Here is a 23538-nt window from a genome sequence, read left to right as displayed (position 1 = left end):
TCAGGGATGTGGATGATAAGGAACACGCTTCATAAACAAGCGCAGCGCCTGCCAGTAGATGCCGCGCAGGATGGTCAGCGTCATCATTGGCCATTGCAGCAGCGCCGCCTTCAGGGCCGTGGCGCCGAAGCTTTGTCGGTGCAGGGCGATGGTGGCATCGAACAACAAGGCCGGCTCCCGGTTCTCGATATGGATCAGTACCCGCCGCCCGGGTGGTTGGATGCACCAGTGATATTTCATCCCCATGCCCATAAAGGGAGAAACGTGGAACACCTTGTCGCTGGGCTGGGGCCGGGCCAGATCCACCAGATAACAATGGCGCTCCCTCCAGGGGGTGTTGTGCACTTCCGCCAGCAGGTAACGGACCCGCTCCCCCTGGTAACAGAAGAAGAAGTTGACCGGGCTGAAATAGAGCCCGAAGCAGCGCACCTGGCCGAGCATCACCACCCGATCGAGTCCGAGGGTATCACCGCCCAGGCCGGCCACCTCCGTCAGTACCGCCGTTTTCAGCGGCACGGCAGGATCGCCCAGGTAGTCCCGGCGGCGAAAGCTCAAGGGGGCAAAACGTTCGCAGCCAAACAGCCGGCTCTCCCGGCCGAGCCGTTCCAGCTCGTCCAGATCCAGGGCCAGCATGTACAGCCCATAGCTGAAGCGATGCTCCTGGGGACGGTAGCGGCGATGGCGCACCTGGCCGGTGTAGATGGCGCTGTTCAGGCTCATAGGCCCACCCCGAAACGCCCACAGACATCCAGCGCGCTGCGCACCCCGTCTTCATGGAAGCCGTTGTACCAGTAGGCACCGCAGAAGTGGGTACGGTTGATGCCGCAGATTGCTTCCCGCCGCCCCTGGGCCCGGATGGCCTCCCGGTTATAGACCGGGTGGGCATAGGTGAAACGCCGCAGGATACGGGAAGGATCGATATCCCGGCTGCGGTTCAGGGTCACGCACAGGGTCTCGGACGCCTGCAGCCCCTGCAGAATGTTCATGTTGTAGGTGACCGAGGGCAGCGCCTCCTCGCTGCCGTCCAGCCAGTAGTTCCAGCTGGCCCAGGCCCTGGGCTCCCGGGGCAGCAGCCGGCGGTCGGTATGCAATACCACCTCGTTGTCCCGATATGGCAGGCCGCCCAGCACCTGCCGTTCGGCCTCGGTGGCGTCGGTCAGCAGCCGCAGGGACTGATCCGCATGGCAGGCGAGAATCACCTCGTCGAATACCTCCTTCCCGGCCCGGCTTTGGATGTGTACCCCGTCCGCCTCCCGCCTTATGCCGGATACCGGGGTGTTGAGCCGGATGTCCTCGAGCGAGGCAGTCAGCGCCGGGATATAGCTGCGCGAGCCGCCTTCGATTACGTACCACTGGGGCCGGTCCACCAGGTTGAGCAGGCCATGGTGGTTGAAGAAACGCAGGAAAAAGGCCAGGGGGAAATCCCGGCTGTCGGCCAGGGAAGAAGACCAGATGGCCGCGACCATGGGCAGTATGTAATGACCGGCGAAGAAGCCGGAAAAGCCGTGTTCCTGCAGGAAGGAACCCAGGGTATCGCTGTCGTCCAGGGGGACGGACTTCAGCACCTGCTTGCACAGCAGGTTGAAGCGTACTATCTCGGCCAGGAAGCCATAGAAACGCGGGCTCAGCAGGTTGCGTCGCTGGGCGAACATGGACCCCAGGGTATGGCCGTTGTATTCCAGCCCGGTGCGGACCTGATGTACGCTGAAGCTCATCTCGGTGGCCCTGGCCTGCACTCCGATGCGGGACAGCAGCCGTTGAAAGTGGGGATAGGTCCTGTCGTTGAACACGATAAAGCCGGTGTCCACCGCATGGTGGTGACCGCCCAGTTCCACATCCACGGTGGCGGTGTGACCGCCCAGATAGTCATTGGCCTCGAACAGGGTAATGTCGTGATTTTGGCTCAGCAGCCAGGCGCAGGTCAGGCCGGAGATGCCACTGCCGATGACGGCAATATTGCTCATGTTGTGCTCCTCGGGGTTCGGCGGGTCAGCCACAGCCAAAGCCCGCGGGGCAGCCAGGACAGCAGACGCAGGGCCAGCACAAAGCCAAAGGGAAAGCCGATCTCGGCCCGACCCCGTGACAAGCCCCTGCGGATGGCATGGCTGGCCTGTTGTACGCTGATGCGGCCGGGCATGGGAAAATCGTTCTTGCGGGTCAGCGGTGTGTCGACGAAACCGGGGCGAACAAGGCTCACCCCTATCCGCCGGTGGGACAGGTCCAGGGCCAGGCTGCGAGCCAGGTAATCCAGCCCCGCCTTGGAAGCACCATAGGCCTCGGCCCGGGGAAGGGGCAGCCAGGTAACCGAGGAGCCGACCAGGGCCAGCCTTCCGCCCCTCTTTATCCGCGCCAGCAAGGGCGCCATGCAGTTGGCGGTGCCGATGAGATTGGTGCGGATCACCCGCTCGAACAGGGCGGCGTCGAAATGCAGGGCATCGTCGATGTACTCGCAGCTGCCGGCATTGAGAATAACCAGATCCAGCTCGGCCTGAGCACCCAGCACCCGGACCGTCTGCTCCCGGTTTTCCATGTCGAACAGGCACAGCTCGGCCTCGACGCCTTCCAGCGCCTGCTCCAGCCTGCTCCGATCCCGGCCGCAGGCCACCACCCGCCAGCCGTCGGCGGCGTAATCCCGGGCCAGTTGCAGGCCGATGCCGGAACCGGCACCGGTAATAAGTACGCTTCTCATGAAGCCAGCCTCCGCTTGAGGGCACGGATAAGCGCACCCAGAAGCGGCAGCTGCTCGTAGAGCAGCTCGCCGAGATCGAAATAATCCCTGTGGTAGTACACCCGCTCATCGAAGCGCAGGTGGCTGACGCCGGGCACCAGCACCGGCTCGCCACCGTTCAGCCGGGGGTGGCTAAAGACCATTTGCCAGCGCACGAAAGCCTCCCCCTGCTGCTCCATCACCTGGGCGATGTCGAACCGGCACTGGCTGACATGGGCAAAGAGACCTTCGAAATAGGTCATTAGGGGCTCCAGGCCATGAAGATCGTGGGCCGGATCGCAGAAATGCACCTCTTCGGCGTAAACCTCGCGCAGTCCCTCGAGCTCACCCGGCCCCAGGTGCCGGTACAGCCGGCAGAAGGCGGACAGGGCCGGGCTCATACCGCCTCCCGGTCTTTGAGGGCGTCGAACATGGCGATGGCGTGTAGCCGGGCCCGGCCGTGATCCACCACGGGGAGCGGATAGTTATGAGTCGGGTTGTGCGTCGCCAGCCACTGGTGGGGGGCATGGATGGCGGCGGCGGGGACCTCGGCCAGTTCGGGCACCCAACGGCGGATAAAGTCGCCTTGCGCATCGAAACGCTCGCTCTGGGTGGTGGGGTTGAATACCCGGAAATAGGGCGCGGCGTCGGCTCCCGTCCCCGCCGCCCACTGCCAGCCGCCGTTGTTGGCGGCCAGCTCGCCGTCGATCAGACGGGACATGAACCAGGCCTCGCCCCGACGCCAGTCGATGTGCAGATCCTTGGTAAGGAAGCTGGCGACTATCATCCGCAGCCGGTTGTGCATCCAGCCGGTTTCATTCAGGCAGCGCATGGCGGCGTCGATGATGGGGTAGCCGGTTTGCCCCCGGCACCAGAGCGCGAACAACTGCTCGTCGTTGCCCCACTGCAGGGCCTCGGTTTCGGGCTTGAAGGCCCGGTGCATGGACAGTACGGGGAAAACCACCAGCAGGTGCCGGTAGAATTCGCGCCAGATAAGCTCATTCAGCCAGCTGAAGCCTCGCTCACCACGGCTCAGCGGCAAGGAACCCAGCTCGGCCTCGATGGCGGCCAGACACTGGTTGGGAGACAGCACCCCCAGCGCCAGGTAGGGCGACAGGCTGCTGGTGGCCTGCAGGGCCGGGTAGTCGCGCCGCTCGCCATAATGGCGCAGCTGCTCACGACAGAATTCCGCCAGCAACCTGGCCGCCTCGGTCTCTCCCGCCGGCCACGCCTTGCTGGAAACGAATTCGCCCCCGAGGTGGATGGCTGGCGGAGACAGCGGCTCTCCCTGGCGGTCGGGCGCCGGCAGCAGCCGGTAGCCGCTGCCGCGCAGCCGCCCCAGCCAGGACTTGGCAAAGGGGGTAAAGACCTTGTACATGTCGCCGCTACGAGTCGTCAGGCTGCCATGGTTGACCACGCAGTCACCGTTGAACACCCGGCAGGGGATGGCAAGCATTTGCTGCACCTTCTTGTCGCGCCGACGCTCGTTGATACCGATTTCCCGGTTGGCGTAGAGGGCATCGAACCCTCGACCGGCGGTCCACTCGGCCAGCAGGGCCGGCACCTCGGCAAAACTGCCGGTCTGCAACTGAGTCAGGGGGATGCCAAGCTCCGCCAGCCTATCGGCCAGGTGCTGCAGGTTGCGGCGCACAAAGTCCCGCTGGATGGGGGCGTTGCCGTGCCGGCGCCATTGCTCCGGACAGTCGATATAGACGGCTTCCACCCGGGCACCGCCCGCCGTCGCCTCGTGCAGGGCCGGGTTGTCGGCCAGCCGCAGATCAGTTCTGAACCAGACCAAATGACGCATCGTACTTCCTCGCAATTTCGCTCACGCTCACGGCAAAGGGCCGCTCGAGCCAGCCCCGTTGCCGATAAATCTCCCCCAGCTCGCCGACGAAAAAGCAGAGCTCGGGCAGCTGTGCCTGCGCCTCCCTGAACCAGCTCTGGGTCAGACCGGCTCCCAACACCACCACCAGGGCCTGGCTCTTCAGCCGCTCCATGGCCAGGGGCAGGGCCTGGGCATCGAGCACCCCCAGATCCAGGCTGCGGCATTCCAGCCCCTGCAGCTCGAACTGAACCAGGGCGCCGTACAGTTCACCCACCTGCCCGGCCCTGGCCAGGGCGATGCGGGGCCCTGTCTTGATGGTTAGCAGCTGGTGGCAGAGACGCAGCAACAGGGCCCGGCCACTTTGCTCGATAAGGCCGGCGTCCGGCCGCGCCTGGCCGGCCAGGGCCTGCAGCCAGGGATCGATCACCCGGCGCAACAACAGCTCCGCGGGATAGAGGCTGGTCAGCTCGAGCAGCTCGGCTTCCAGCCGGCCCAGGTTGAGCTCCTGGGCGGCGGCCAGCAGGCGGTCCCGGGCCTGCTCCCAGTTGGAGCCTTCTGCCACCGGGGCCGGATTGGCCAGCAACCCCTTGACCTGGCCGATACTGACGCCCTGTTCCAGCCAGTGCAGTATCTGGCGGATAAGGGAGATGTCCTCCTCGGAATAGAGCCGGTGGCCCTTGTCGGTCCGCGCCGGCTTGAGCAGACCGTAACGGCGCTGCCAGGCACGCAGGGTGACCGGATTGATACCGGTGAGACGGGACACTTCCCGGATCGGGTACTTGGGTTCAGATGCCATAACGCAGTCGCAATGCCTCCGGATAAGGGTTGAAATAGACCTGCTGGCGCAGATAGTCGTTGGGATGCTCCTCCAGGTAATGGCGCAGCAGGGTGATGGGGGCCAGCAGGGGCAGGATGCCTTCACGGTACTGATGGATAGTACGAGCCAGCGCCTGGCGCTGACGGGAACTGAGCTGCCCCTTGAAATACCCCTGCAGATGCTGCAGCACATTGGTGTGACCCCGGCGGCCGGCACGCCGGGCCAGGGTTTGCATCATGCCGGCGATGTAGGCCTCGGCTTTCTGCTCGACCCCGACGGAGAGATCCGACAGCAGCTGCCCCAAGGCCTGGTGGCTGTCCCTGTGGTGAGCCATCAGCAAGTACTTGTAGCGGCTGTGGAAGGTGATCAGGCGCGAGGGCGTAAGCCCCTTGTGCACCAGGCATTGCCAGTCGTGCAAGGCGTAGACCCGGGTCACGAAATTTTCCCGCAGCACGGGGTCGTTGAGCCGACCGTCCTCTTCCAGGGGCAACAGGGGCAAGGCGTGCATCAGCTCGGCGGCATAGATGCCGGTGCCTTCCTTGGCGTTCCCCTTGCCGCTGTCGTGGTAGACCCGCACCCGCTCCATGCCGCAACTGGGTGACTTGGCACAGAGGATGTAGCCGCTCAGCCCACCGAACCGGGCCGCCATGTCACGACCGCAGGCCCGCAGTCGCTCGGTCACGTCTTCTCCCCTGGCAGTCTGCGCCAACAGCATTCCCTCCCGGTTGATCAGGCGAATACTGGGCCTGGGGGTACCCAAGCCGATGGCGATTTCCGGGCAAAGAGGCACGAACTCGACGAAGCGGGCCAGTTGCTCGGTGCAGAAATCGGAACGCTTGTGTCCGCCGTCGAAGCGCACCAACTGCCCGATCAGGCACCCGCTGATGCCGATCCGGATCGCGCCGGGGTCAAACTTGTACATACACAGCTCTCTTGTACAACCATGCCTAATACCATAACGGTAGTTGTACAAAATGATCAAGGTTGTACAAGAAAAAATTCCGTACTGGACCGAAAACGTAAAAACCCGGGGCGAGCCCGGGTTTGTGGGAACAGTGGAATTAATAGGCGGGCTCAGTTCAGCTTCTGGCGGGTGATCTCGGCTTCGTCACGGAACTGCCGGCGCAGTTCGGATTTGCTCTTCGTAACCATCTCTCCGCCCTTGCCGATGGTCATGTGCTCGGGGTTGTCGTTGTGCATCGCCTGCCAGGCCAGCACCGCCTGCATGGTGGTTTCCTTCTGCTCGGGAGTGAGTACCGAGCCGTCGGGCCACTTGCCGAGCTCTACCGCCGTTTTCAGACGTTCGTAGACCTCCTTCGGCATGGCGGCAATGGCTTGCTGAAAAGATGACATGGGCATTTCTCCTCTGTTGGCGGCCTTCACTCTAGCACCCCAAATACAAAAGGGGCAGCCGATGGCCACCCCTGGTTTATCGATAGCACATACCGACGGCTTAAGCCGGCAGATCCATCAGTTCGATACCGGCCATCTTCTGCATCACCCGCACCACCTGGCAGCTGTAGCCGAATTCGTTGTCGTACCATACGTAGAGCACGGCACGCTCGTCTTCCACTATGGTCGCCAGGGAGTCGACGATGCCGGCAAAGCGGGAACCGACCATGTCGCTGGACACCAGTTCACTGCTGGTGCTGAAATCGATCTGGTTGTGCAGAGGCGAGTCCAGAGACACCTTGCGCAGGTAATCGTTCAGCTCCTCGACCGAGGTCGCCTTTTCCAGGTTCAGGTTCAGCACCGCCATGGAGACGTTAGGAGTCGGCACCCGGATGGCGTTGCCGGTCAGCTTACCTTTCAGCTCGGGCAACGCCTTGGCCACTGCCTTGGCGGCACCGGTGCTGGTCAGCACCATGTTCAGCGCTGCGCTGCGGCCACGACGATCGCCATTGTGATAGTTGTCGATCAGATTCTGATCGTTGGTGTAGGAGTGTACGGTTTCCACATGGCCATTCTTCACACCGTAGGTATCGTTCACCGCTTTCAGCACCGGAGTGATGGCATTGGTGGTGCAGGATGCGGCGGACATTATACGGTCTTCCGGCAAAATCATGCCGTCGTTGACCCCGAACACGATGTTCTTGATATCGCCCTTGCCCGGCGCGGTCAGCAACACCTTGGCCGCACCCTTGGCCTTGAGGTGCAGACCCAGGCCGGCCTCGTCGCGCCATTTGCCGGTGTTGTCCACCACCAGGGCGTCGTGAATGCCGTACCGGGTGTAGTCGATCTCTTCCGGGCTGTTGGCGTAGATCACCTGAATGTAGGTGCCATTGGCGATAATGGCATTATTCTCTTCGTCGACTTCGATGGAGCCATTGAAAGGGCCGTGCACGGAGTCACGACGCAGCAGGCTGGCACGTTTTTCCAGGTCGTCGCCGGAGCCGCGTACGACGATACCACGCAAACGCAAACCGTTATTGCTGCCGGCCCGCTCGATCAGCAACCGCGCCAACAGGCGACCGATACGGCCGAAGCCGTACAGCACCACGTCGGTAGGCTTGGCGTTATGCTCAGCCTCGATGGCCGGCGCCAGCTCTCTCCGCAGGAAGTCGGCCAGGCCGGATTCATCCTGGTGGTCCTTCCAGTAACGCACCGCCAGCTTGCCCAGATCAATGCTGGCCGGGGCCAGCTCCAGCTCGCTCAGCGCCTTCAGCACCGGATAACTCTGGGTAACGGGCAGCACATGGCCTTCGTGACGGCGCACCACACGGTGAGCCTTGAGAATGTCAATGGTAGAGGCGTTCAACAGGGGGCGGGCATAGACGCAGGTCTCAACACCCTGGTTGCGGTACAGTTTGCCGATCAGGGGCTGCATGGACTCTGCCAGTTCCTGGCTCTGTTGCCAGGCGGACAGGTAACTCTCGTGGGTCATCGACCAGATCCTTTTATTTCACGTAACCGTCATTAGTATTGGATTGCGGGCAAAAAACATGCCGCACCTACTTTATTTAGCACGCTCATTTTAGTGGATAGGGGATATGATTACCAGACCAAGGACAGGCCAAATAGGATTCATATGAATACAAAATTATCGCTAATCCTACTCGCCAGCACCATTTTCTTGGCAGGCTGTGAGCGGGATCGCATTAGGGCAATTTGTGACAATAATCCCCGGTTATGTGCCAATCTGCATGCCGACGGCTGGTGTCGCTTCGAGCGCAGCAACCTGATCCGCGCCCGCTATCAACAGTACACCGAACCGAGCGACGCCAGTCATTATGCCCTCATGACCGAACTGGTGGCCTACCGGAATTGCCTGGATCCCCTGATGGACATTGAGTACACCGATCGCCATGAGCGGAAAAACGACAAGGTCGAAGCCGTACTGCTGGTCCAGGATGAACTGGCACAACTGGAGCAGCAGAGCCGTCATTCCGATTATCCCTACCTCCAGCTCTGGCATTGGCAGCGCCATGGGGATCGCCAGGCTCGCAGCCGTTTCATAACCCAGGCCGAACGGCCGGAAATGCAACAACCGGAGCTACAAAAAGCCCTGGCGGCATTGCTGGTAGGCCGGGACAAGCCGGCCGCCGAGCAGGCGTTGCACCGGGCACTCGGCCTGTACGGCAAAGGCCAGGATATCGACAGCGGTATTATCGCCGACCTGATCAATCTGTATGTCGGGGAAAGGCGCTTTGAAGACGCCTGGATCTGGACCCGGGTGATGAGCGAGTTCGCCACCGGGACAGGACTCAACCCGGCGCGTATGGACGCCTATGTGCGCTTCAGCCCGGAGCAGCAACAGCAAATGCAGCAACAAGCCGACAGTATTGTCCTCCGGTTGAAAAATGGAACTTATATCCGACAATAAAAGCGCAGATCCCCTTCTATACTGACTTCAGGGCCAAACACCGCCGATTGCCGTGTTTGGCAGGATATGGACATCGGTCGAAAATCGTTCGCCTCGGTGCTTTATCTATTCAAAAACGAAATAAAATTTCAATAAATCATGATCCAGCACAAAACCGTCGTGGTTTTGGGTTGACGGCACGGCTTTTTTTTGTAATTTTACAACCAATAGATTTTTTCATAACGTAATTTTTCACAACTTAAAGCGTCAGGTGAACTTATGACTATCAAAGTAGGTATCAACGGTTTCGGTCGTATCGGCCGCTTCGTTTTCCGTGCAGCTTGTGAGCGCGATGACATCGAAGTAGTGGCCATCAACGATCTGCTGGATGTGGAGTACATGGCTTACATGCTGAAGTACGACTCCACCCACGGCCGTTTCAAAGGTACCGTGGCCGTTGAAGGCGGCCAGCTTATCGTCAACGGCAAGGCCATCCGGGTCACCGCCGAGCGCGAACCCACCGCCCTGAAATGGGATGAAGCAGGTGTGGATGTGGTGGCCGAAGCCACCGGTATCTTCCTGACCGACGAAACCGCTCGCAAGCACATCCAGGCCGGCGCCAAGAAAGTGGTGCTGACCGGTCCGTCCAAAGACGACACTCCCATGTTCGTGATGGGTGTGAACCACAATGCCTATGCCGGCCAGGACATCGTGTCCAACGCCTCCTGCACCACCAACTGCCTGGCGCCGCTGGCCAAGGTCATCAACGACAAGTTCGGCATCGCCGAAGGCCTGATGACCACAGTACACGCCACCACCGCCACCCAGAAAACCGTGGACGGCCCCTCAGCCAAAGACTGGCGCGGCGGCCGTGGTGCCGGCCAGAACATCATTCCCTCTTCTACCGGTGCCGCCAAGGCCGTGGGCAAGGTGATCCCCGAACTGAACGGCAAGCTGACCGGCATGGCCTTCCGCGTACCCACCCCGGACGTGTCCGTGGTTGACCTGACCGTGCGCCTGGAAAAAGCAGCTTCCTACGCCGACATCTGCGCCGCCGTCAAAGCGGCCGCCGAAGGCGAACTGAAGGGCATCCTGGCCTACACCGAAGACGATGTGGTGTCCAACGACTTCATCGGTGAAGTATGCACCTCCGTATTCGACGCCAAGGCCGGTATCGCCCTGAATGACAACTTCGTCAAGCTGGTATCCTGGTATGACAACGAGATTGGCTACTCCAACAAGGTGCTGGACCTGATCGCCCACATCTCCAAGTAACATTCGGGGATATAACCCGTTAAGATAGAAGCGGCCTTTCGGCCGCTTTTTCGTTTTCACTGACGAGTACCACCCATGACCCTGTCCTTGACTCCCCAGCGACCCCTTTCGCCTTGCTGTAGGCTGATGAAAAACTCCTCCGGGCTCGAGTTTATTCTTATCGAACACCCCAGGGCCCGGGCCCTACTCAGCCTCCTGGGCGGCCAGTTACTGCAATATCAACCGGCCGGCTGGCCCGAGCTGCTCTGGCTGAGTGAGCAGGCCGTGCTCGATGGCAGCAAGCCCATCCGCGGTGGCATTCCCCTGTGCTGGCCCTGGTTCGGCAAAGCCTCGGCCCAGGGCCCCCAGCACGGTACGGCCCGCCTGGGTCGCTGGCAGCTAGAGCGATTGTCGGAAGATGAAGGCGGTGCCACCCTGACACTCCTGTTCCGGGATGGAGCTCTGCAATTGCGACAGCGACTGCGTATCGGCGCCGAACTCGAACTGGAGGCCACCACCACCAACCTGGGTGCGGAAGCGGCCAGGGTACAGCTGGCTCTGCACAGCTATTTCGCCCTGCCCAAGGTCGAGCAGTGCCGCATCCAGGGCCTGGGCCCGGACTATCACGACAGCCTGACAGGAAGACGGGGCGGCGGCGATGCCAGCTACCACCTAACACCGCCCTACGATCGTATCTATACCGCACCGGAACGGGGTACCCACATCCATGCCGATGACCGACAGATCCGACTGGAGCACAGACACCACGACAGCCTGGTGCTGTGGAACCCGGGCTCGGCGCTGCCGGCCGACATGACGGACGCCTCGGGCTTTGTCTGCGTGGAAACAGCCCGTCTGCGGGGCCCCCTGCTCTTGCCGGGACAAAGCACCAGCCTGGCGCTGCATTGCCGCTTCGAGCACTCAGAGTCAGCCCATCTAGAGCACCATATGGTTTAAAACGTAGGCAGATCCTATTATTGGTCGGAACTTTGTTGAGTGCTGGCAAGATGCAGCCTGTCGGCCAAAGGGCACTGTTACAGGTTGAAGACGAGTCGGCCCGGTCGGCGGCTCGAATTTCTCGCCGGGGAGGAGTAAAATGCCCGTCCCGGCCGCCATCAGGTGACGGCCGCTGACCTGAGATCAGACGAGAACCTCCATGTTTACACCCGAATTGCTGTCCCCCGCCGGCACCCTCAAGAACATGCGCTACGCTTTTGCCTATGGCGCCGATGCGGTATACGCCGGCCAGCCCCGCTACTCCCTGCGGGTGCGCAACAACGAATTCAACCACGAAAATCTGAAAATCGGCATCGACGAGGCCCATGCCCTCGGCAAGAAGTTCTATGTGGTGGTCAACATCCAGCCCCACAACGCCAAGCTCAAAACCTTCCTGCGTGATATGAAGCCGGTGGTGGAGATGGGCCCCGACGCCCTCATCATGTCCGACCCCGGCCTTATCATGCTGGTACGTCAGCACTTCCCGCACATGCCCATCCATTTGTCGGTGCAGGCCAACGCGGTCAACTGGGCCTCGGTCAGGTTCTGGCAGGATTACGGCATCGAGCGGGTGATACTGTCCCGCGAGCTGTCACTGGAGGAAATCGAGGAAATCCGAGCCCAGTGCCCGGATATCGAGCTGGAAGTGTTCGTACACGGCGCCCTGTGCATGGCCTATTCCGGCCGCTGCCTGCTGTCGGGCTACATCAACAAGCGGGATCCCAACCAGGGTACCTGCACCAACGCCTGCCGCTGGGAATACAAGGTGCACGAGGCGAAAGAAGATGATACCGGCCAGATAGTGCACAAACAGGAACCGATACGGGTGCAACCGGTGGAGCCCACCCTGGGCACCGGCGCGCCCAGCGACCAGGTGGTGCTGCTGGAAGAAGGTAACAGGCCCGGCGAATACATGGCCGCCTATGAAGACGAGCACGGCACCTACATCATGAACTCCAAGGATCTGCGCGCGGTGCAGTATGTGGAACGCCTGACCCAGATGGGCGTGCACTCGCTCAAGATCGAAGGCCGCACCAAGTCCTTCTATTATGTGGCGCGCACCGCCCAGGTCTACCGCAAGGCCATCGATGACGCCGTCGCCGGCCGCCCCTTCGACGCCACCCTGATGAGCACCCTGGAGAACCTGGCCCATCGAGGCTATACCGAAGGCTTTCTCAAGCGCCATGCCCACAGCGACTACCAGAACTACGACTACGGCTACTCGGTGTCCAGCAGCCAGCAGTTCGTCGGCGAGATCACCGGCCGCGATGGCGACTGGGTGGAAGTAGCGGTGAAGAACAAGTTCCTGGTTGGCAACCGGCTGGAACTGATGACCCCCAGGGGCAACCTCACCTTCACCCTGGACGCGCTCAAAAACCGCAAGGGCGAAAGCGTGGAGGTGGCGCCCGGCAACGGTCATGTGGTGTACCTGCCCCTGCCCGCCGAGCTGGACGTGACCTTCGGCATACTGCTACGTCACCTGGAGCAGGAGCAGAACACCCGCCAACCCCACGGCCAGCACGCGCACGCCTGACGCTGGAAGTCATCGGGGCGGAGAATAGCGCCCACGGGAAACGAAAAAGCCGGGATGATTCCCGGCTTTTTCGTTAGTGCTTTCAGGCGATCCGCTTATTCGGCGTTGTCGGCCGGTGCTTCCACCTTGGCTTCTTCAACAGCCGGCGCCTCGGTGTCGGCCGGCCTGTTGGCTTCCTTGATGGACAGGCGGATACGGCCCTGGCGATCCACTTCCAGTACCTTGACCTTGACCTTGTCGCCCACCTTCAGGTGATCGGACACATTTTTCACCCGCTCCTCGGTGATCTGAGAGATATGCACCAGACCATCCTTGCCGGGAAGAATGTTGACGAAGGCGCCGAAGTCGGCCAGGCGGACGACTTCACCATCATAGATGGTGCCGCTTTCCACTTCTGCAGTCAGTTGCTCGATGCGGCGGATGGCCAGCTTGGCGGCTTCACCGTCGACGGCGGCAATTTTTACGGTGCCGTCATCATCCAGCTCGATAGTGGTGCCGGTTTCTTCGGTCAGGGCGCGAATGGTGGCGCCGCCTTTGCCGATCACATCACGGATTTTCTCGGGATTGATCTTGATGGTATGGATGCGCGGGGCGAAATCGGAGATCTCGGCACGGGGCGCATTCATGGCTTCATCCATCACCTTCAGGATATGCAGGCGGGCATTACGAGCCTGCTTGAGCGCCACTTCCATGATTTCCCTGGTGATGCCTTCAATCTTGATGTCCATCTGCAGGGCGGTGACGCCTTCGGTGGTACCGGCGACCTTAAAGTCCATGTCACCCAGGTGATCTTCATCACCGAGGATATCGGACAGCACCACGAAGCCTTCTGCTTCTTTTACCAGGCCCATGGCGATACCGGCAACAGAGGCCTTGATCGGCACCCCTGCGTCCATCAGTGCCAGCGAGGTACCACAGACGGAGGCCATGGAGGAAGAACCATTGGACTCGGTAATCTCGGATACCACCCGGACGGTATAGGGGAAGGCTTCCGCACTCGGCATCACCGCTGCCACGCCACGCTTGGCCAGACGGCCGTGGCCGATTTCGCGGCGCTTGGGGCTGCCGACCATGCCGGTCTCACCCACGCAGTACGGAGGGAAGTTATAGTGCAACATAAAGCGGTTGGTACGGGCGCCGGTCAGCTCGTCGATCAACTGGGCATCGCGCTCGGTGCCCAGGGTAGCGGCGACCAGGGCCTGGGTTTCACCGCGGGTAAAGAGGGCCGAACCGTGGGTCCGGGGCAGCAGGCCGGTGGCCACATTCAGGGCCCGGATCATGTCCGGCTCACGACCGTCGATACGCGGTTCGCCACGGACCACCCGGCCACGAACGATCTGCTTCTCCAGCTTGCCCAGTTGCTCCTGCACTTCTTTCAGGTTTTGCTCGGGATCATCGGCCAGGATGGCGGTCTGCACCTTGGCTTTGATATCGCTGATCGCATCACGGCGAGCGGTCTTGTCGGTAATGCGATAGGCTTCTCCCAGCTCGGCACTGGCCAGTTCGGCAATCCTGGCCTTGAGCGCCTCATTTTCGACGGCCGGTTGCCAGTCCCAGGGCTGAGTACCCGCTTCGGCGGCAAACTCGTTGATAGCGTTGATGGCGGTTGCCATCTGTTCGTGGCCGTAAACTACGGCACCCAACATCACCTCTTCGGGCAAAATATTGGCTTCGGACTCCACCATCAGCACCGCATTGGCGGTACCCGCCACCACCAGATCCAACTGGCTGTTTTCCAGTTCGCCGATGGTCGGGTTGAGTACATATTCACCGTTCATGTAACCGACGCGAGCGGCGCCAATGGGCCCGGCGAAGGGAATGCCGGAAATGGCCAGCGCCGCCGAGGTGCCCAGCATGGAAATGATATCGGGGGCAATATCGGGGTTGGCCGACACCACGGTGACGATCACCTGCACTTCATTCTTGAATCCATCGGGAAACAGCGGACGGATCGGACGGTCGATCAACCGCGCCGTCAGTGTCTCACCTTCCGTCGGGCGGCCTTCCCGTTTGAAGAAGCCACCGGGAATACGGCCGGCGGCATAGGTCCGCTCCTGGTAGTTGACGGTCAGCGGGAAAAAGTCACGACTTTCATCGGCTTCGCGCTTGCCGACCACGGTGACCAGCACGGCGGTATCATCCATGCTGGCCATCACGGCACCGGTAGCTTGACGAGCCATGACACCGGTTTCAAGCGTGACGGTATGCTGGCCATATTGGAAGGTTTTGACGATAGGATTCACGTTTTAGATTCCTTAAAATTTATGATCTCTGATTTGCCCGCACAGTATACTTGATTCGCTATTAAAGGACAGAATGGACCGGAAAAAACCCCAGGTTCACTCGAACAGATAGGACTCCATCGACAGCATGCCATAGCGCATGTCACCTTCCAGCACCGTCACCCTGGATTCCGCCGTTGCCGCACCGGCGGCCACCAGCAAGGGCAGGTAATGATCCGGCGTCGGGTGGGCTCGCCGGCCATGGGGAGCGGCATTGAGGTAATCGAGCAGCGCGTCCCGGTCATGGCGGATCACGGCCGCCCGGGCCCAGCGCTCGAACGCCAGGGCGTAATCGGCATCGGTAACGGCATTCCCCCGGAACTCGTGCAGATTATGGGTCAGACTACCGGAGGCCAGGATCAACACGCCCCGCTCCCGCAGTGGTTGCAACACCTCTCCCAGGGCCCAGGCTTCCGGGGCCCCGAGCCAGGCGGGCATGGACAATTGCAGCACCGGAATATTCGCCTCCGGATAGAGGTAACGCAGCGGTACCCAGGCACCATGGTCGAGCCCCCTTGTCGCATCGGTCGCAGCCCGGTATCCCTGTACCTGTAACAGGGTCACCAGCTGTTGCGCCAGCTCGGGCTGACCCGGCGCCGGATATTGCAACCGGTAGAGCGAGTCCGGAAAACCACCGAAGTCGTGGAGCGTCTCCGGCCGGGGCGATGCGGTGACCCTGGGTTCAGGGGTGATCCAGTGTGGGGAAACCACCAGAATGGCGGAAGGGACCGGCAGCCGGGCGGCGGTTTGCCGCAGCAGGGGGCCAATCCGCCCGGGCTCGACAGCAAAAGTCGGGGCACCGTGGGAAACAAAAAAGACCGGCATGGAAGCCATGAACACAACTCCTGGAGCAATAGCGATACAGGCTCACTCTAAAGGGGTTATGGCTATCGATAAATCGGGACGCAAGAAATGGATTATTAATTAAAAAGAAAAAATAAGGCAGAAAATGACTTTTTATACATGAAATGAGCTCCCCGGGTATGGGTACGGCAACGAAAAAAGGAGCCGAAGCTCCTTTTTCTTGAACCGGATGAATCGATTAACGACGCAGACCCAGTTTCTCGATCAGTCCACGATAGCGCTCGACGTCTTTGCGCTTCAGGTAGTCCAGCAGGCTGCGACGCTGGGACACCATGCGCAGCAGACCACGACGGCTGTGGTGATCGTGGATGTGCTGCTTGAAGTGACCTTGCAGGTGGTTGATCTGGGCGCTCAGCAGGGCTACCTGAACTTCAGGAGAGCCAGTGTCGCCTTCACCGCGGGCAAAGTCAGCAACGATCTGGGCTTTAGTTTCAGCACTTAGTGACATCTTGTGTACTCCAAAGACTATGAATGATTTTTCCAGCCGATCACTAATTCAGCCGGAAACAGAGCTGCGCATTCTACCAGTTGGGCCAGGGTTGGCAACCGGAAAATACGCAAATTTCACCGTACCAGCCGACGGGGTGCCACCTTGCCGTCATCGTCGATTTCCCCAACCCCGATAAAGTGGTGCTCGGGCCCGACGGTAATACGTACAAAGCCGTTCAGGGGCGCGCCGGATACCTGCACCGCCTGGCCTTGGCCGATATAACCCGCCACCAGTTCAGACATGTTCACCTCCGGCAGGGTCACAACAGCGGTATCCATCGGCAGCAGCAGTGGATCCAGCTCAAGCCGGGGCGAAATATCCTGCGCCTTGCAATTGTCGAGGATACACTGCAGCTGTTCCAGAGTCAGCATCCGCTCCGCAGGGTAACCGGCCACCTGGAGGCGGCGCAGCATAGTGACGTGGGCACCACAGCCCAGTCGCTCACCCAGGTCGTCGACGATGGTGCGGATATAGGTGCCCTTGCTCGCATGGATCTCGAGTTCGACCTCATCGCCCTCGAACCGTAACAGCTTGAGTTCATATACGGTGATGGGCCGGGACTCCCGAGGGACTTCAATGCCTTCACGCGCATACTGGTACAGGGGTTTGCCCTGGTACTTGAGTGCCGAGTACATGGAGGGAATTTGCTCGATATCACCGCGAAAATGATCCAGCGCTTCAATCAGTTCGCCGGTAGAAACGGCGACCGGCCGGGTTTCGACCACTGCACCGTCCGCGTCACTGGTATCGGTGCGCTCGCCCAACTTGGCGATGACCCGATAGCGCTTGTCCGCTTCCAGCAAAAACTGGGAAAACTTGGTCGCCTCCCCCAGGCAGATCGGCAACATGCCGGTGGCCAGGGGATCCAGGGCACCGGTATGGCCCGCCTTGGCGGCGGCGTAAATACGCTTGACCTGTTGCAGGGCATCGTTGGAAGTAATACCGGCGGGTTTGTCCAACAACAGTATGCCGTCTACATCACGGCCACGAAATCGACGCTGACGCCCCATCTTCAGTCCTTTTTCTCTTGGTCTTGCTCATCACGGTGGGATTCCTGCATCCGCCGCTTGTCTTCGGCGATGGTACTGGACACCAGGGTAGAAATACGCATGCCCTCAACCAGGCTCTGATCATAAGCAAAACGCAGCTCGGGGGTCACCCGCAAACGCATCGCCTTGCCGACCAGGCTGCGGATAAAGCCGGCGGCATCTTTCAGCACAGCCATGCCTTTTTCTATTTTTTCCGGATCGTTTTCCAGGAAGGTGACGAACACCTTGGCGTAGTTGAGGTCCCGCGACAGCTCTACCCCGGACACGGTGACCATGCCCAAACGTTCGTCTTTGATTTCCCGCTGCAGGATCATCGCGATCTCTTTCTGCAGCTCCTGCCCCACGCGACGGGTACGACTGAATTCTCTAGCCATAAATCTCTTTCCAAGACAAAGGGGGCCAGAGGCCCCCATTTATATATCAGTGCTGAAACCGGGGTTCCTGGTACAGCCCGCAGTTACAGGGTGCGCTGCACTTCCACGATTTGGTAAACCTCGATCTGGTCGCCCACTCTGACATCATTGTAGTTCTTCACGCCGATACCGCACTCCATGCCGTTACGCACTTCGGCAACATCGTCTTTGAAGCGACGCAGGGATTCCAGTTCGCCTTCGTAAATCACCACGTTGTCACGCAGTACCCGGATAGGATTGCTGCGCTTGACATTGCCTTCGGTGACCATACAGCCGGCAATGGCGCCAAACTTGGGCGAACGGAATACATCGCGCACCTGGGCCAGGCCAATGATTTCCTGCTTGAACTCGGGAGCCAGCATGCCGGTCATGGCCTGCTTCACCTCGTCCAACAGCTCATAAATCACGCTGTAGTAGCGCAGATCGATGTCTTCCGCTTCAATCACCTTGCGCGCGGCCGCATCGGCACGCACGTTAAAGCCCAGGATGATGGCATTGGACGCCGCCGCCAGGCTGGCGTCGGTTTCGGTGATACCACCGACACCGGAGCCGATGATCTTGACCTTGACTTCGTCGGTAGACAGTTTCTGCAAGGAGTCGGAAATCGCCTCGATGGAGCCCTGTACGTCCGCTTTCAGCACCAGGTTGACTTCGGCCACTTCGCCTTCGTTCATGTTGGCAAACATGTTCTCCAGCTTGGCTTTTTGCTGGCGAGCCAGCTTGACCTCACGGAACTTGCCCTGACGATACATGGCCACTTCCCGGGCTTTCTTCTCGTCACGCACCACGGTGGCTTCATCACCCGCAGCCGGCACCCCGGAAAGTCCCAGGATTTCCACCGGAATGGACGGGCCGGCGGACTTGATCTCACGACCCAGCTCGTCTTTCATCGCCCGTACCCGGCCATATTCCAGACCACAGAGTACGATGTCACCCTGGTTGAGGGTACCTTCCTGCACCAGCACGGTGGCCACCGGGCCACGGCCCTTGTCCAGGCGGGACTCGATCACCACGCCGGACGCCATGCCTTCACGCACCGCATTCAGCTCCAGAACTTCCGCCTGCAGCAAAATGGCCTCGAGCAGTTCGTCGATGCCCTGACCGGTCTTGGCAGAAATGTAGACGAACATGTTCTCGCCACCCCAGTCTTCCGACATGACGCCGTGCTGGGACAGTTCGCTCTTGACCCGATCGATGTCCGCTTCGGGTTTGTCCATCTTGTTCACCGCCACGATCAGCGGGACACCGGCAGCCTTGGCATGCTGGATAGCCTCGACGGTCTGCGGCATCACGCCGTCATCGGCCGCGACCACCAGAATCACGATATCGGTGGCGCTGGCACCACGGGCACGCATGGCGGTAAAGGCCGCGTGTCCCGGGGTATCCAGGAAGGTGATCATGCCGTTGTCGGTTTCTACATGGTAGGCACCGATATGCTGGGTAATGCCACCCGCTTCACCCGCTGCCACCTTGGCCCGGCGAATATAATCCAGGGTAGAGGTCTTGCCGTGGTCGACGTGCCCCATGATGGTCACCACCGGTGCACGGGTTTCCCGGGCGGCGTCGGTATCCCGATCGGACAGCACTTTCTGCTCCAGTTCATTTTCGCGGCGCAGGGTAACCTTGTGACCCATCTCTTCCGCCACCAGTTGGGCGGTTTCCTGATCGATCACCTGGTTGATGGTCACCATGGCGCCCATCTTCATCATCGCCTTGATGACTTCGGCGCCTTTTACCGCCATCTTGTTGGCCAGTTCGGCCACGGTGATGGTCTCGCCGATTTCCACATCGCGGTTAACGGGCTGTACCGGTTTCTGGAAACCGTGCTTCATCGACTTCGGCGTCATCACCTTGGCACGCTTGCCTTTTTTCTGACGCTCAAAACGGCTTTCACGATCTTCACGATCTTCCTTGGACTTGCCACCCTTGCGCTTCTTGCCGCCGGTACGACGAGCCTTTTGCTCTTCGGTCTGATCGGCTTCATCTTCCGCTTCCTGGGCATGACGGTTGGTGGTGACATGGTAGTCAGCATCTTCCGGTTTTTTCGCCGCCGCTTCTTCGGCCCAGCGTTTTTCGTTTTCTTCCGCCAGCTTGCGTACTTCTTCGGCCTTACGCTGGGCTTCCAGCTCGGCTTTACGCAAGGCTTCTTCCTCACGCTGACGTTTCAAGTTTTCTGCTTCGCGCTTGGCCATGTCATCCGCCTTCTTCTGCTCTTTGCTCTGGGGCTTGGTGCCCTGCTCTGTGGTGTTCGGAGCTTGCAGCTGAGCTTGGCGGGCCTTTTCTTCGGCTTCACGCTGGGCTTTCTCTTCCGCCTCACGCTTGGCCTTTTCTTCGGCTTGGCGTCTGGCCTGTTCTTCGGCCTCACGACGGGCCTGGGCTTCCGCTTCCAGACGCGCTTGCTCTTCTGCTTCTTGTTGACGTTGCTGCTCGTCGAGCGCATCGCGTCTTACGTAGGTGCGTTTCTTGCGCACCTCGACCTGTACCGCTTTATTCTTACCACCGGCACCCTGCACACTCAGGGTGCTAATGGTCTTACGCTGCAGGGTCATCCGTTTGGGTTCATTATCGTCATTAGCGCCGTGCTGTTTTTTTAAAAACGCAAGCAGGGCGGCCTTTTCGGTTTCGGATACGGTGTCGGCACTGGATTTCTCCATGCCGGCTTCCCGAAACTGCTGGACAAGACGATCAACCGGTGTGTCGATGTCACTGGCAAGTTGCGTTAATGAGACTTCTGCCATTCATTTACCTCCGTTGATCTTATTCTTCGTTCTGGTCCCCGAACCAGCAGATATTACGGGCAGCCATGATGAGTTCCCCAGCCAGGGTCTCACTCAAGCCTTCAATGCCCTCAAGGTCATCAATACCTTGTTCTGCCAATTCTTCCAGATCCGCAATACCACGGGCGGCAAGCTGATAGGCCAGTTCCCGGGTCATGGAAGGCAGTGCGAGCAGTTCAGCTGCCGGCTCCACCCCTTCGAAAGATTCTTCTTGTGCCAGTGCCCGTGTAGTCAGGGCATCCTTGGCACGGCTACGCAGCTCCTCCACCATGTCTTCATCCAGGCCGTCGACGCTCAGCAGTTCACTGACCGGCACATAGGCAATCTCTTCCAGGGTGGAAAAGCCCTCTTCCATCAGCAGGGTGGCAAAATCTTCATCGATGTCCAAATGCTGGACAAAGAGGTTCATGATCTTGTCGCTTTCTACCTGATGCTTGTTCTGCAGATCTTCTACCGTCATCACGTTCAGCTCCCATCCGGTAAGCTGAGAGGCGAGACGCACATTCTGACCGTTGCGGCCGATGGCCTGGGCCAGGTTGCCGGACTCCACGGCGATATCCATGGCGTGGGCATCTTCGTCCACGATGATGGAAGCCACATCGGCCGGGGCCATGGCATTGATGACGAACTGGGCAGGATTGTCATCCCACAGCACGATGTCGACCCGCTCGCCACCGAGTTCACCCGATACCGCCTGAACCCGGGCGCCACGCATGCCGACACAGGCACCGATGGGGTCGATACGGCGATCGTTGGTTTTGACCGCAATCTTGGCGCGGCTGCCGGGATCCCGGGCGGCGCCCATGATCTCGATGATCTCCTCGCCGATTTCCGGCACTTCGATACGGAACAGCTCTTTCAGGAAATCGGGATGGGTACGGCTGACAAACAGCTGGGCACCGCGGGCCTCGGGGCGAACGGCATACAGCAGACCACGAATACGGTCACCGGCGCGGAACGACTCCCGAGGCAGCAGATCCTCACGGAAGATCACGGCCTCGGCATTATTGCCCAGATCCAGAATCACGTTGTCACGGGTCGCCTTTTTGACCACCCCGGTGATGATCTCGCCTTCCTGATCCTGGAACTGTTCCACCACCTGCATCCGCTCGGCTTCACGCACTTTCTGCACGATAACCTGCTTGGCGGTCTGGGTAGTGATACGGTCGAAAGTAACAGATTCGATCTGGTCCTCAACATAATCGCCCAGCTGAATTTCCGGCTCATCGATTTGTGCCGCTTCCAGGGTGATTTCCCGGTAGGGGTTGGTCAGCGCCTCCTGACTCTCCACCACCTGCCAGCGACGGTAGGTATCGAAATCACCACTCTTGCGATCGATGGCTACCCGCACCTCGATATCGCCGTCATATTTTTTCTTGGTGGCCGTGGCCAGGGCCGTTTCCAAAGCCTCAAAAATCTTCTCACGAGGCACCGCCTTTTCATTGGAAACGGCATCAACAACCAGCAATATTTCTTTATTCATGTCCGATAGCCTCGTTAGTCAAAGTTCGGAACCAGGTTTGCTCTTTGGATATTGGCGAAAGCAATGGGGAACTCCTGCCCCTCCACTTCCAGCCTGATCATGGTGTCTTCCACCGCCACCACCCTGCCTTTCAGTTTACGACGGTTGTTCACTGCCATGCGCAGCGTCAATTCCGCTTCCTGACCGACAATGGCCTGATAGTGTGCCGGTTTGAACAAGGGTCGGGCGAGCCCTGGGGATGAGACTTCCAGATCATATTCGGTAGAAATGGGATCTTCCACATCCAGTACGGCACTGACTTGCCGACTGACTTCGGCACAGTCATTTACATCGATACCGTTTTCATGGTCAATGTACAAACGCAAGGTCGAATGCCGGCCGGCCCGTACAAACTCCAGCCCCAGCAATTCAAAGCCCAGGGCCGCTACCGGCTCTGTCAGCATGTCGGTCAGTCGTTGTTCCAATGTAGCCAAAGCTACCCCCTCCGAAAACAAAAAAAGGGCTCGCAGCCCAGTGAATTCGCATCGGTCGTACCGATACCAAAGTGCAGATGACAAAAAGCCCCGATGTTCAAATCGGGGCTATTCACCTGGACCCTGATTGTCGCCTCGCGACGACCATTCACCGCGAGCAGGCGATGAATGTGAAATTGGTTGCGGGGGCCGGATTTGAACCGACGACCTTCGGGTTATGAGCCCGACGAGCTACCAGGCTGCTCCACCCCGCGTCCGAAATCGTGCGAGATTATAGTTAATTTGAGCAAGAACCTCAACCTAACTATGACTTGGTGCCGAGAGCGGGACTTGAACCCGCACGCCCATACGGGCACTACCCCCTCAAGATAGCGTGTCTACCAATTCCACCACCTCGGCAAAACCTTTAATTGGGTATGTCGCTACCGCCGTTAGCGGGAACATCACCCGGAACAACGCTTTCCACCGCTTCGGGTACGGAAAGGTCGTCCCATTCACTTCCCTGCTTGGTACTGTGTGTGGACATATTACCCAGCACCAGACTCACTACAAAGAAGCTTGCTGCCAGCAGCGTTGTCGCCTTGGTCAGGAAATTACCTGAACCGCTGGAGCCGAAAACCGTGTTCGATGCACCTGCTCCGAAGGAAGCGCCCATGTCTGCGCCCTTACCTTGCTGAATCAACACCAGACCAATCAAAGCCAGTGCGATAAGCAAATACACCACTAAAAGAATTTCGTACATCTTAGCTTACCTTTGCTTGGCGCCTGA

General features: G+C 59.8%; 22 protein-coding genes and 2 tRNA genes. 4 read left to right on the top strand and 20 right to left on the bottom strand.

The window, feature by feature from the left end; translation table 11 throughout:
- From ACEVBK_RS06450 to ACEVBK_RS06410, 9 genes are all read right to left on the bottom strand, one after another.
- Positions 1–720: a DUF1365 domain-containing protein gene (locus ACEVBK_RS06450; RefSeq protein WP_375057773.1), complete on the bottom strand. Its 720-nt coding sequence runs from the start codon at positions 718–720 to the stop codon at positions 1–3.
- Complete coding sequence (locus tag ACEVBK_RS06445; protein ID WP_375057772.1) at positions 717–1964, bottom strand: NAD(P)/FAD-dependent oxidoreductase; 1248 nt, start codon at positions 1962–1964, stop codon at positions 717–719. Before ACEVBK_RS06445 ends, ACEVBK_RS06450 begins: the two co-directional genes overlap by 4 nt.
- Positions 1961–2689, bottom strand: coding sequence for an SDR family NAD(P)-dependent oxidoreductase (locus ACEVBK_RS06440; protein ID WP_375057771.1), 729 nt, complete (start codon positions 2687–2689; stop codon positions 1961–1963). The genes ACEVBK_RS06445 and ACEVBK_RS06440 overlap by 4 nt, the downstream gene beginning before the upstream one ends.
- Positions 2686–3108, bottom strand: coding sequence for a nuclear transport factor 2 family protein (locus ACEVBK_RS06435; RefSeq protein WP_375057770.1), 423 nt, complete (start codon positions 3106–3108; stop codon positions 2686–2688). The genes ACEVBK_RS06440 and ACEVBK_RS06435 overlap by 4 nt, the downstream gene beginning before the upstream one ends.
- A complete protein-coding gene (gene phrB, locus ACEVBK_RS06430) occupies positions 3105–4514 on the bottom strand; it encodes a deoxyribodipyrimidine photo-lyase (protein ID WP_375057769.1) in 1410 nt (469 codons plus the stop codon). Before phrB ends, ACEVBK_RS06435 begins: the two co-directional genes overlap by 4 nt.
- The gene (locus tag ACEVBK_RS06425) at positions 4486–5331 is read right to left on the bottom strand and encodes a MerR family transcriptional regulator (RefSeq protein ID WP_375057768.1); all 846 of its coding nucleotides are present in this window, start codon (positions 5329–5331) and stop codon (positions 4486–4488) included. The genes phrB and ACEVBK_RS06425 overlap by 29 nt, the downstream gene beginning before the upstream one ends.
- Positions 5321–6274, bottom strand: a complete 954-nt coding sequence (locus tag ACEVBK_RS06420) for a YbgA family protein (protein ID WP_375057767.1) — start codon at positions 6272–6274, stop codon at positions 5321–5323. The genes ACEVBK_RS06425 and ACEVBK_RS06420 overlap by 11 nt, the downstream gene beginning before the upstream one ends.
- 152 nt (positions 6275–6426) lie before the next feature.
- The gene (locus ACEVBK_RS06415; protein ID WP_375057766.1) at positions 6427–6705 is read right to left on the bottom strand and encodes a YeaC family protein; all 279 of its coding nucleotides are present in this window, start codon (positions 6703–6705) and stop codon (positions 6427–6429) included.
- 100 nt (positions 6706–6805) lie between these two features.
- Complete coding sequence (locus tag ACEVBK_RS06410; RefSeq protein ID WP_375057765.1) at positions 6806–8236, bottom strand: glyceraldehyde-3-phosphate dehydrogenase; 1431 nt, start codon at positions 8234–8236, stop codon at positions 6806–6808.
- Positions 8237–8380: 144 nt separating this feature from the next.
- Between ACEVBK_RS06410 and ACEVBK_RS06405 the strand changes: the two genes are divergently transcribed.
- The 4 genes from ACEVBK_RS06405 to yegQ all read left to right on the top strand — a co-directional run bounded on the left by ACEVBK_RS06405 (position 8381) and on the right by yegQ (position 12938).
- The gene (locus tag ACEVBK_RS06405) at positions 8381–9175 is read left to right on the top strand and encodes a DUF2989 domain-containing protein (protein WP_375057764.1); all 795 of its coding nucleotides are present in this window, start codon (positions 8381–8383) and stop codon (positions 9173–9175) included.
- Positions 9176–9433: 258 nt separating this feature from the next.
- Positions 9434–10429 carry a glyceraldehyde-3-phosphate dehydrogenase gene (gene gapA / locus ACEVBK_RS06400; RefSeq protein WP_375057763.1) on the top strand — a complete coding sequence of 332 codons (996 nt, stop codon included), beginning with the start codon at positions 9434–9436 and terminating at the stop codon, positions 10427–10429.
- Between the two features lie 126 nt (positions 10430–10555).
- Positions 10556–11365: a D-hexose-6-phosphate mutarotase gene (locus ACEVBK_RS06395; RefSeq protein WP_375057762.1), complete on the top strand. Its 810-nt coding sequence runs from the start codon at positions 10556–10558 to the stop codon at positions 11363–11365.
- A 199-nt stretch (positions 11366–11564) separates the two neighbouring features.
- The gene (gene yegQ, locus ACEVBK_RS06390) at positions 11565–12938 is read left to right on the top strand and encodes a tRNA 5-hydroxyuridine modification protein YegQ (RefSeq protein WP_375057761.1); all 1374 of its coding nucleotides are present in this window, start codon (positions 11565–11567) and stop codon (positions 12936–12938) included.
- 95 nt (positions 12939–13033) lie between these two features.
- Here yegQ and pnp read toward each other — a convergent pair whose 3' ends face one another.
- The 11 genes from pnp to secG all read right to left on the bottom strand — a co-directional run bounded on the left by pnp (position 13034) and on the right by secG (position 23511).
- Positions 13034–15181: a polyribonucleotide nucleotidyltransferase gene (gene pnp / locus ACEVBK_RS06385; RefSeq protein ID WP_375057760.1), complete on the bottom strand. Its 2148-nt coding sequence runs from the start codon at positions 15179–15181 to the stop codon at positions 13034–13036.
- A 96-nt stretch (positions 15182–15277) separates the two neighbouring features.
- Positions 15278–16054, bottom strand: a complete 777-nt coding sequence (locus tag ACEVBK_RS06380; protein WP_375057759.1) for a DODA-type extradiol aromatic ring-opening family dioxygenase — start codon at positions 16052–16054, stop codon at positions 15278–15280.
- Between the two features lie 208 nt (positions 16055–16262).
- Positions 16263–16532: a 30S ribosomal protein S15 gene (gene rpsO, locus ACEVBK_RS06375; RefSeq protein ID WP_202086149.1), complete on the bottom strand. Its 270-nt coding sequence runs from the start codon at positions 16530–16532 to the stop codon at positions 16263–16265.
- Positions 16533–16648: 116 nt separating this feature from the next.
- A complete protein-coding gene (truB, locus tag ACEVBK_RS06370; protein ID WP_375057757.1) occupies positions 16649–17584 on the bottom strand; it encodes a tRNA pseudouridine(55) synthase TruB in 936 nt (311 codons plus the stop codon).
- 2 nt (positions 17585–17586) lie between these two features.
- The gene (gene rbfA / locus ACEVBK_RS06365; protein ID WP_375057756.1) at positions 17587–17997 is read right to left on the bottom strand and encodes a 30S ribosome-binding factor RbfA; all 411 of its coding nucleotides are present in this window, start codon (positions 17995–17997) and stop codon (positions 17587–17589) included.
- 83 nt (positions 17998–18080) lie between these two features.
- Positions 18081–20774: a translation initiation factor IF-2 gene (infB, locus tag ACEVBK_RS06360; RefSeq protein WP_375057755.1), complete on the bottom strand. Its 2694-nt coding sequence runs from the start codon at positions 20772–20774 to the stop codon at positions 18081–18083.
- A 19-nt stretch (positions 20775–20793) separates the two neighbouring features.
- Positions 20794–22296 (bottom strand): transcription termination factor NusA, encoded by a 1503-nt coding sequence (gene nusA / locus ACEVBK_RS06355; protein ID WP_375057754.1) that lies wholly within the window; start codon positions 22294–22296, stop codon positions 20794–20796.
- 14 nt (positions 22297–22310) lie between these two features.
- The gene (rimP, locus tag ACEVBK_RS06350; RefSeq protein ID WP_375057753.1) at positions 22311–22769 is read right to left on the bottom strand and encodes a ribosome maturation factor RimP; all 459 of its coding nucleotides are present in this window, start codon (positions 22767–22769) and stop codon (positions 22311–22313) included.
- Positions 22770–22946: 177 nt separating this feature from the next.
- A tRNA-Met gene (locus tag ACEVBK_RS06345) sits at positions 22947–23023 on the bottom strand.
- 58 nt (positions 23024–23081) lie between these two features.
- A tRNA-Leu gene (locus ACEVBK_RS06340) sits at positions 23082–23168 on the bottom strand.
- A 7-nt stretch (positions 23169–23175) separates the two neighbouring features.
- Positions 23176–23511, bottom strand: coding sequence for a preprotein translocase subunit SecG (gene secG / locus ACEVBK_RS06335; protein ID WP_375057752.1), 336 nt, complete (start codon positions 23509–23511; stop codon positions 23176–23178).
- Positions 23512–23538 lie beyond the last annotated feature (27 nt).

Origin of the sequence: Zobellella sp. DQSA1, from assembly GCF_041950555.1 — a bacterium.
Lineage (GTDB): Bacteria > Pseudomonadota > Gammaproteobacteria > Enterobacterales > Aeromonadaceae > Oceanimonas.
This window is presented reverse-complemented; position numbering and strand designations above follow the sequence as displayed.

What these genes read in the sequence shown, in the direction of transcription:
- ACEVBK_RS06450 (WP_375057773.1), bottom strand. Translation starts at nt 720, where the DNA reads ATGAGCCTGAACAGCGCCATCTACACCGGCCAGGTGCGCCATCGCCGC.
- ACEVBK_RS06445 (WP_375057772.1), bottom strand. Translation starts at nt 1,964, where the DNA reads ATGAGCAATATTGCCGTCATCGGCAGTGGCATCTCCGGCCTGACCTGC.
- ACEVBK_RS06440 (WP_375057771.1), bottom strand. Translation starts at nt 2,689, where the DNA reads ATGAGAAGCGTACTTATTACCGGTGCCGGTTCCGGCATCGGCCTGCAA.
- ACEVBK_RS06435 (WP_375057770.1), bottom strand. Translation starts at nt 3,108, where the DNA reads ATGAGCCCGGCCCTGTCCGCCTTCTGCCGGCTGTACCGGCACCTGGGG.
- phrB (WP_375057769.1), bottom strand. Translation starts at nt 4,514, where the DNA reads ATGCGTCATTTGGTCTGGTTCAGAACTGATCTGCGGCTGGCCGACAAC.
- ACEVBK_RS06425 (WP_375057768.1), bottom strand. Translation starts at nt 5,331, where the DNA reads ATGGCATCTGAACCCAAGTACCCGATCCGGGAAGTGTCCCGTCTCACC.
- ACEVBK_RS06420 (WP_375057767.1), bottom strand. Translation starts at nt 6,274, where the DNA reads ATGTACAAGTTTGACCCCGGCGCGATCCGGATCGGCATCAGCGGGTGC.
- ACEVBK_RS06415 (WP_375057766.1), bottom strand. Translation starts at nt 6,705, where the DNA reads ATGTCATCTTTTCAGCAAGCCATTGCCGCCATGCCGAAGGAGGTCTAC.
- ACEVBK_RS06410 (WP_375057765.1), bottom strand. Translation starts at nt 8,236, where the DNA reads ATGACCCACGAGAGTTACCTGTCCGCCTGGCAACAGAGCCAGGAACTG.
- ACEVBK_RS06405 (WP_375057764.1), top strand. Translation starts at nt 8,381, where the DNA reads ATGAATACAAAATTATCGCTAATCCTACTCGCCAGCACCATTTTCTTG.
- gapA (WP_375057763.1), top strand. Translation starts at nt 9,434, where the DNA reads ATGACTATCAAAGTAGGTATCAACGGTTTCGGTCGTATCGGCCGCTTC.
- ACEVBK_RS06395 (WP_375057762.1), top strand. Translation starts at nt 10,556, where the DNA reads ATGAAAAACTCCTCCGGGCTCGAGTTTATTCTTATCGAACACCCCAGG.
- yegQ (WP_375057761.1), top strand. Translation starts at nt 11,565, where the DNA reads ATGTTTACACCCGAATTGCTGTCCCCCGCCGGCACCCTCAAGAACATG.
- ACEVBK_RS06380 (WP_375057759.1), bottom strand. Translation starts at nt 16,054, where the DNA reads ATGGCTTCCATGCCGGTCTTTTTTGTTTCCCACGGTGCCCCGACTTTT.
- rpsO (WP_202086149.1), bottom strand. Translation starts at nt 16,532, where the DNA reads ATGTCACTAAGTGCTGAAACTAAAGCCCAGATCGTTGCTGACTTTGCC.
- truB (WP_375057757.1), bottom strand. Translation starts at nt 17,584, where the DNA reads ATGGGGCGTCAGCGTCGATTTCGTGGCCGTGATGTAGACGGCATACTG.
- rbfA (WP_375057756.1), bottom strand. Translation starts at nt 17,997, where the DNA reads ATGGCTAGAGAATTCAGTCGTACCCGTCGCGTGGGGCAGGAGCTGCAG.
- infB (WP_375057755.1), bottom strand. Translation starts at nt 20,774, where the DNA reads ATGGCAGAAGTCTCATTAACGCAACTTGCCAGTGACATCGACACACCG.
- nusA (WP_375057754.1), bottom strand. Translation starts at nt 22,296, where the DNA reads ATGAATAAAGAAATATTGCTGGTTGTTGATGCCGTTTCCAATGAAAAG.
- secG (WP_375057752.1), bottom strand. Translation starts at nt 23,511, where the DNA reads ATGTACGAAATTCTTTTAGTGGTGTATTTGCTTATCGCACTGGCTTTG.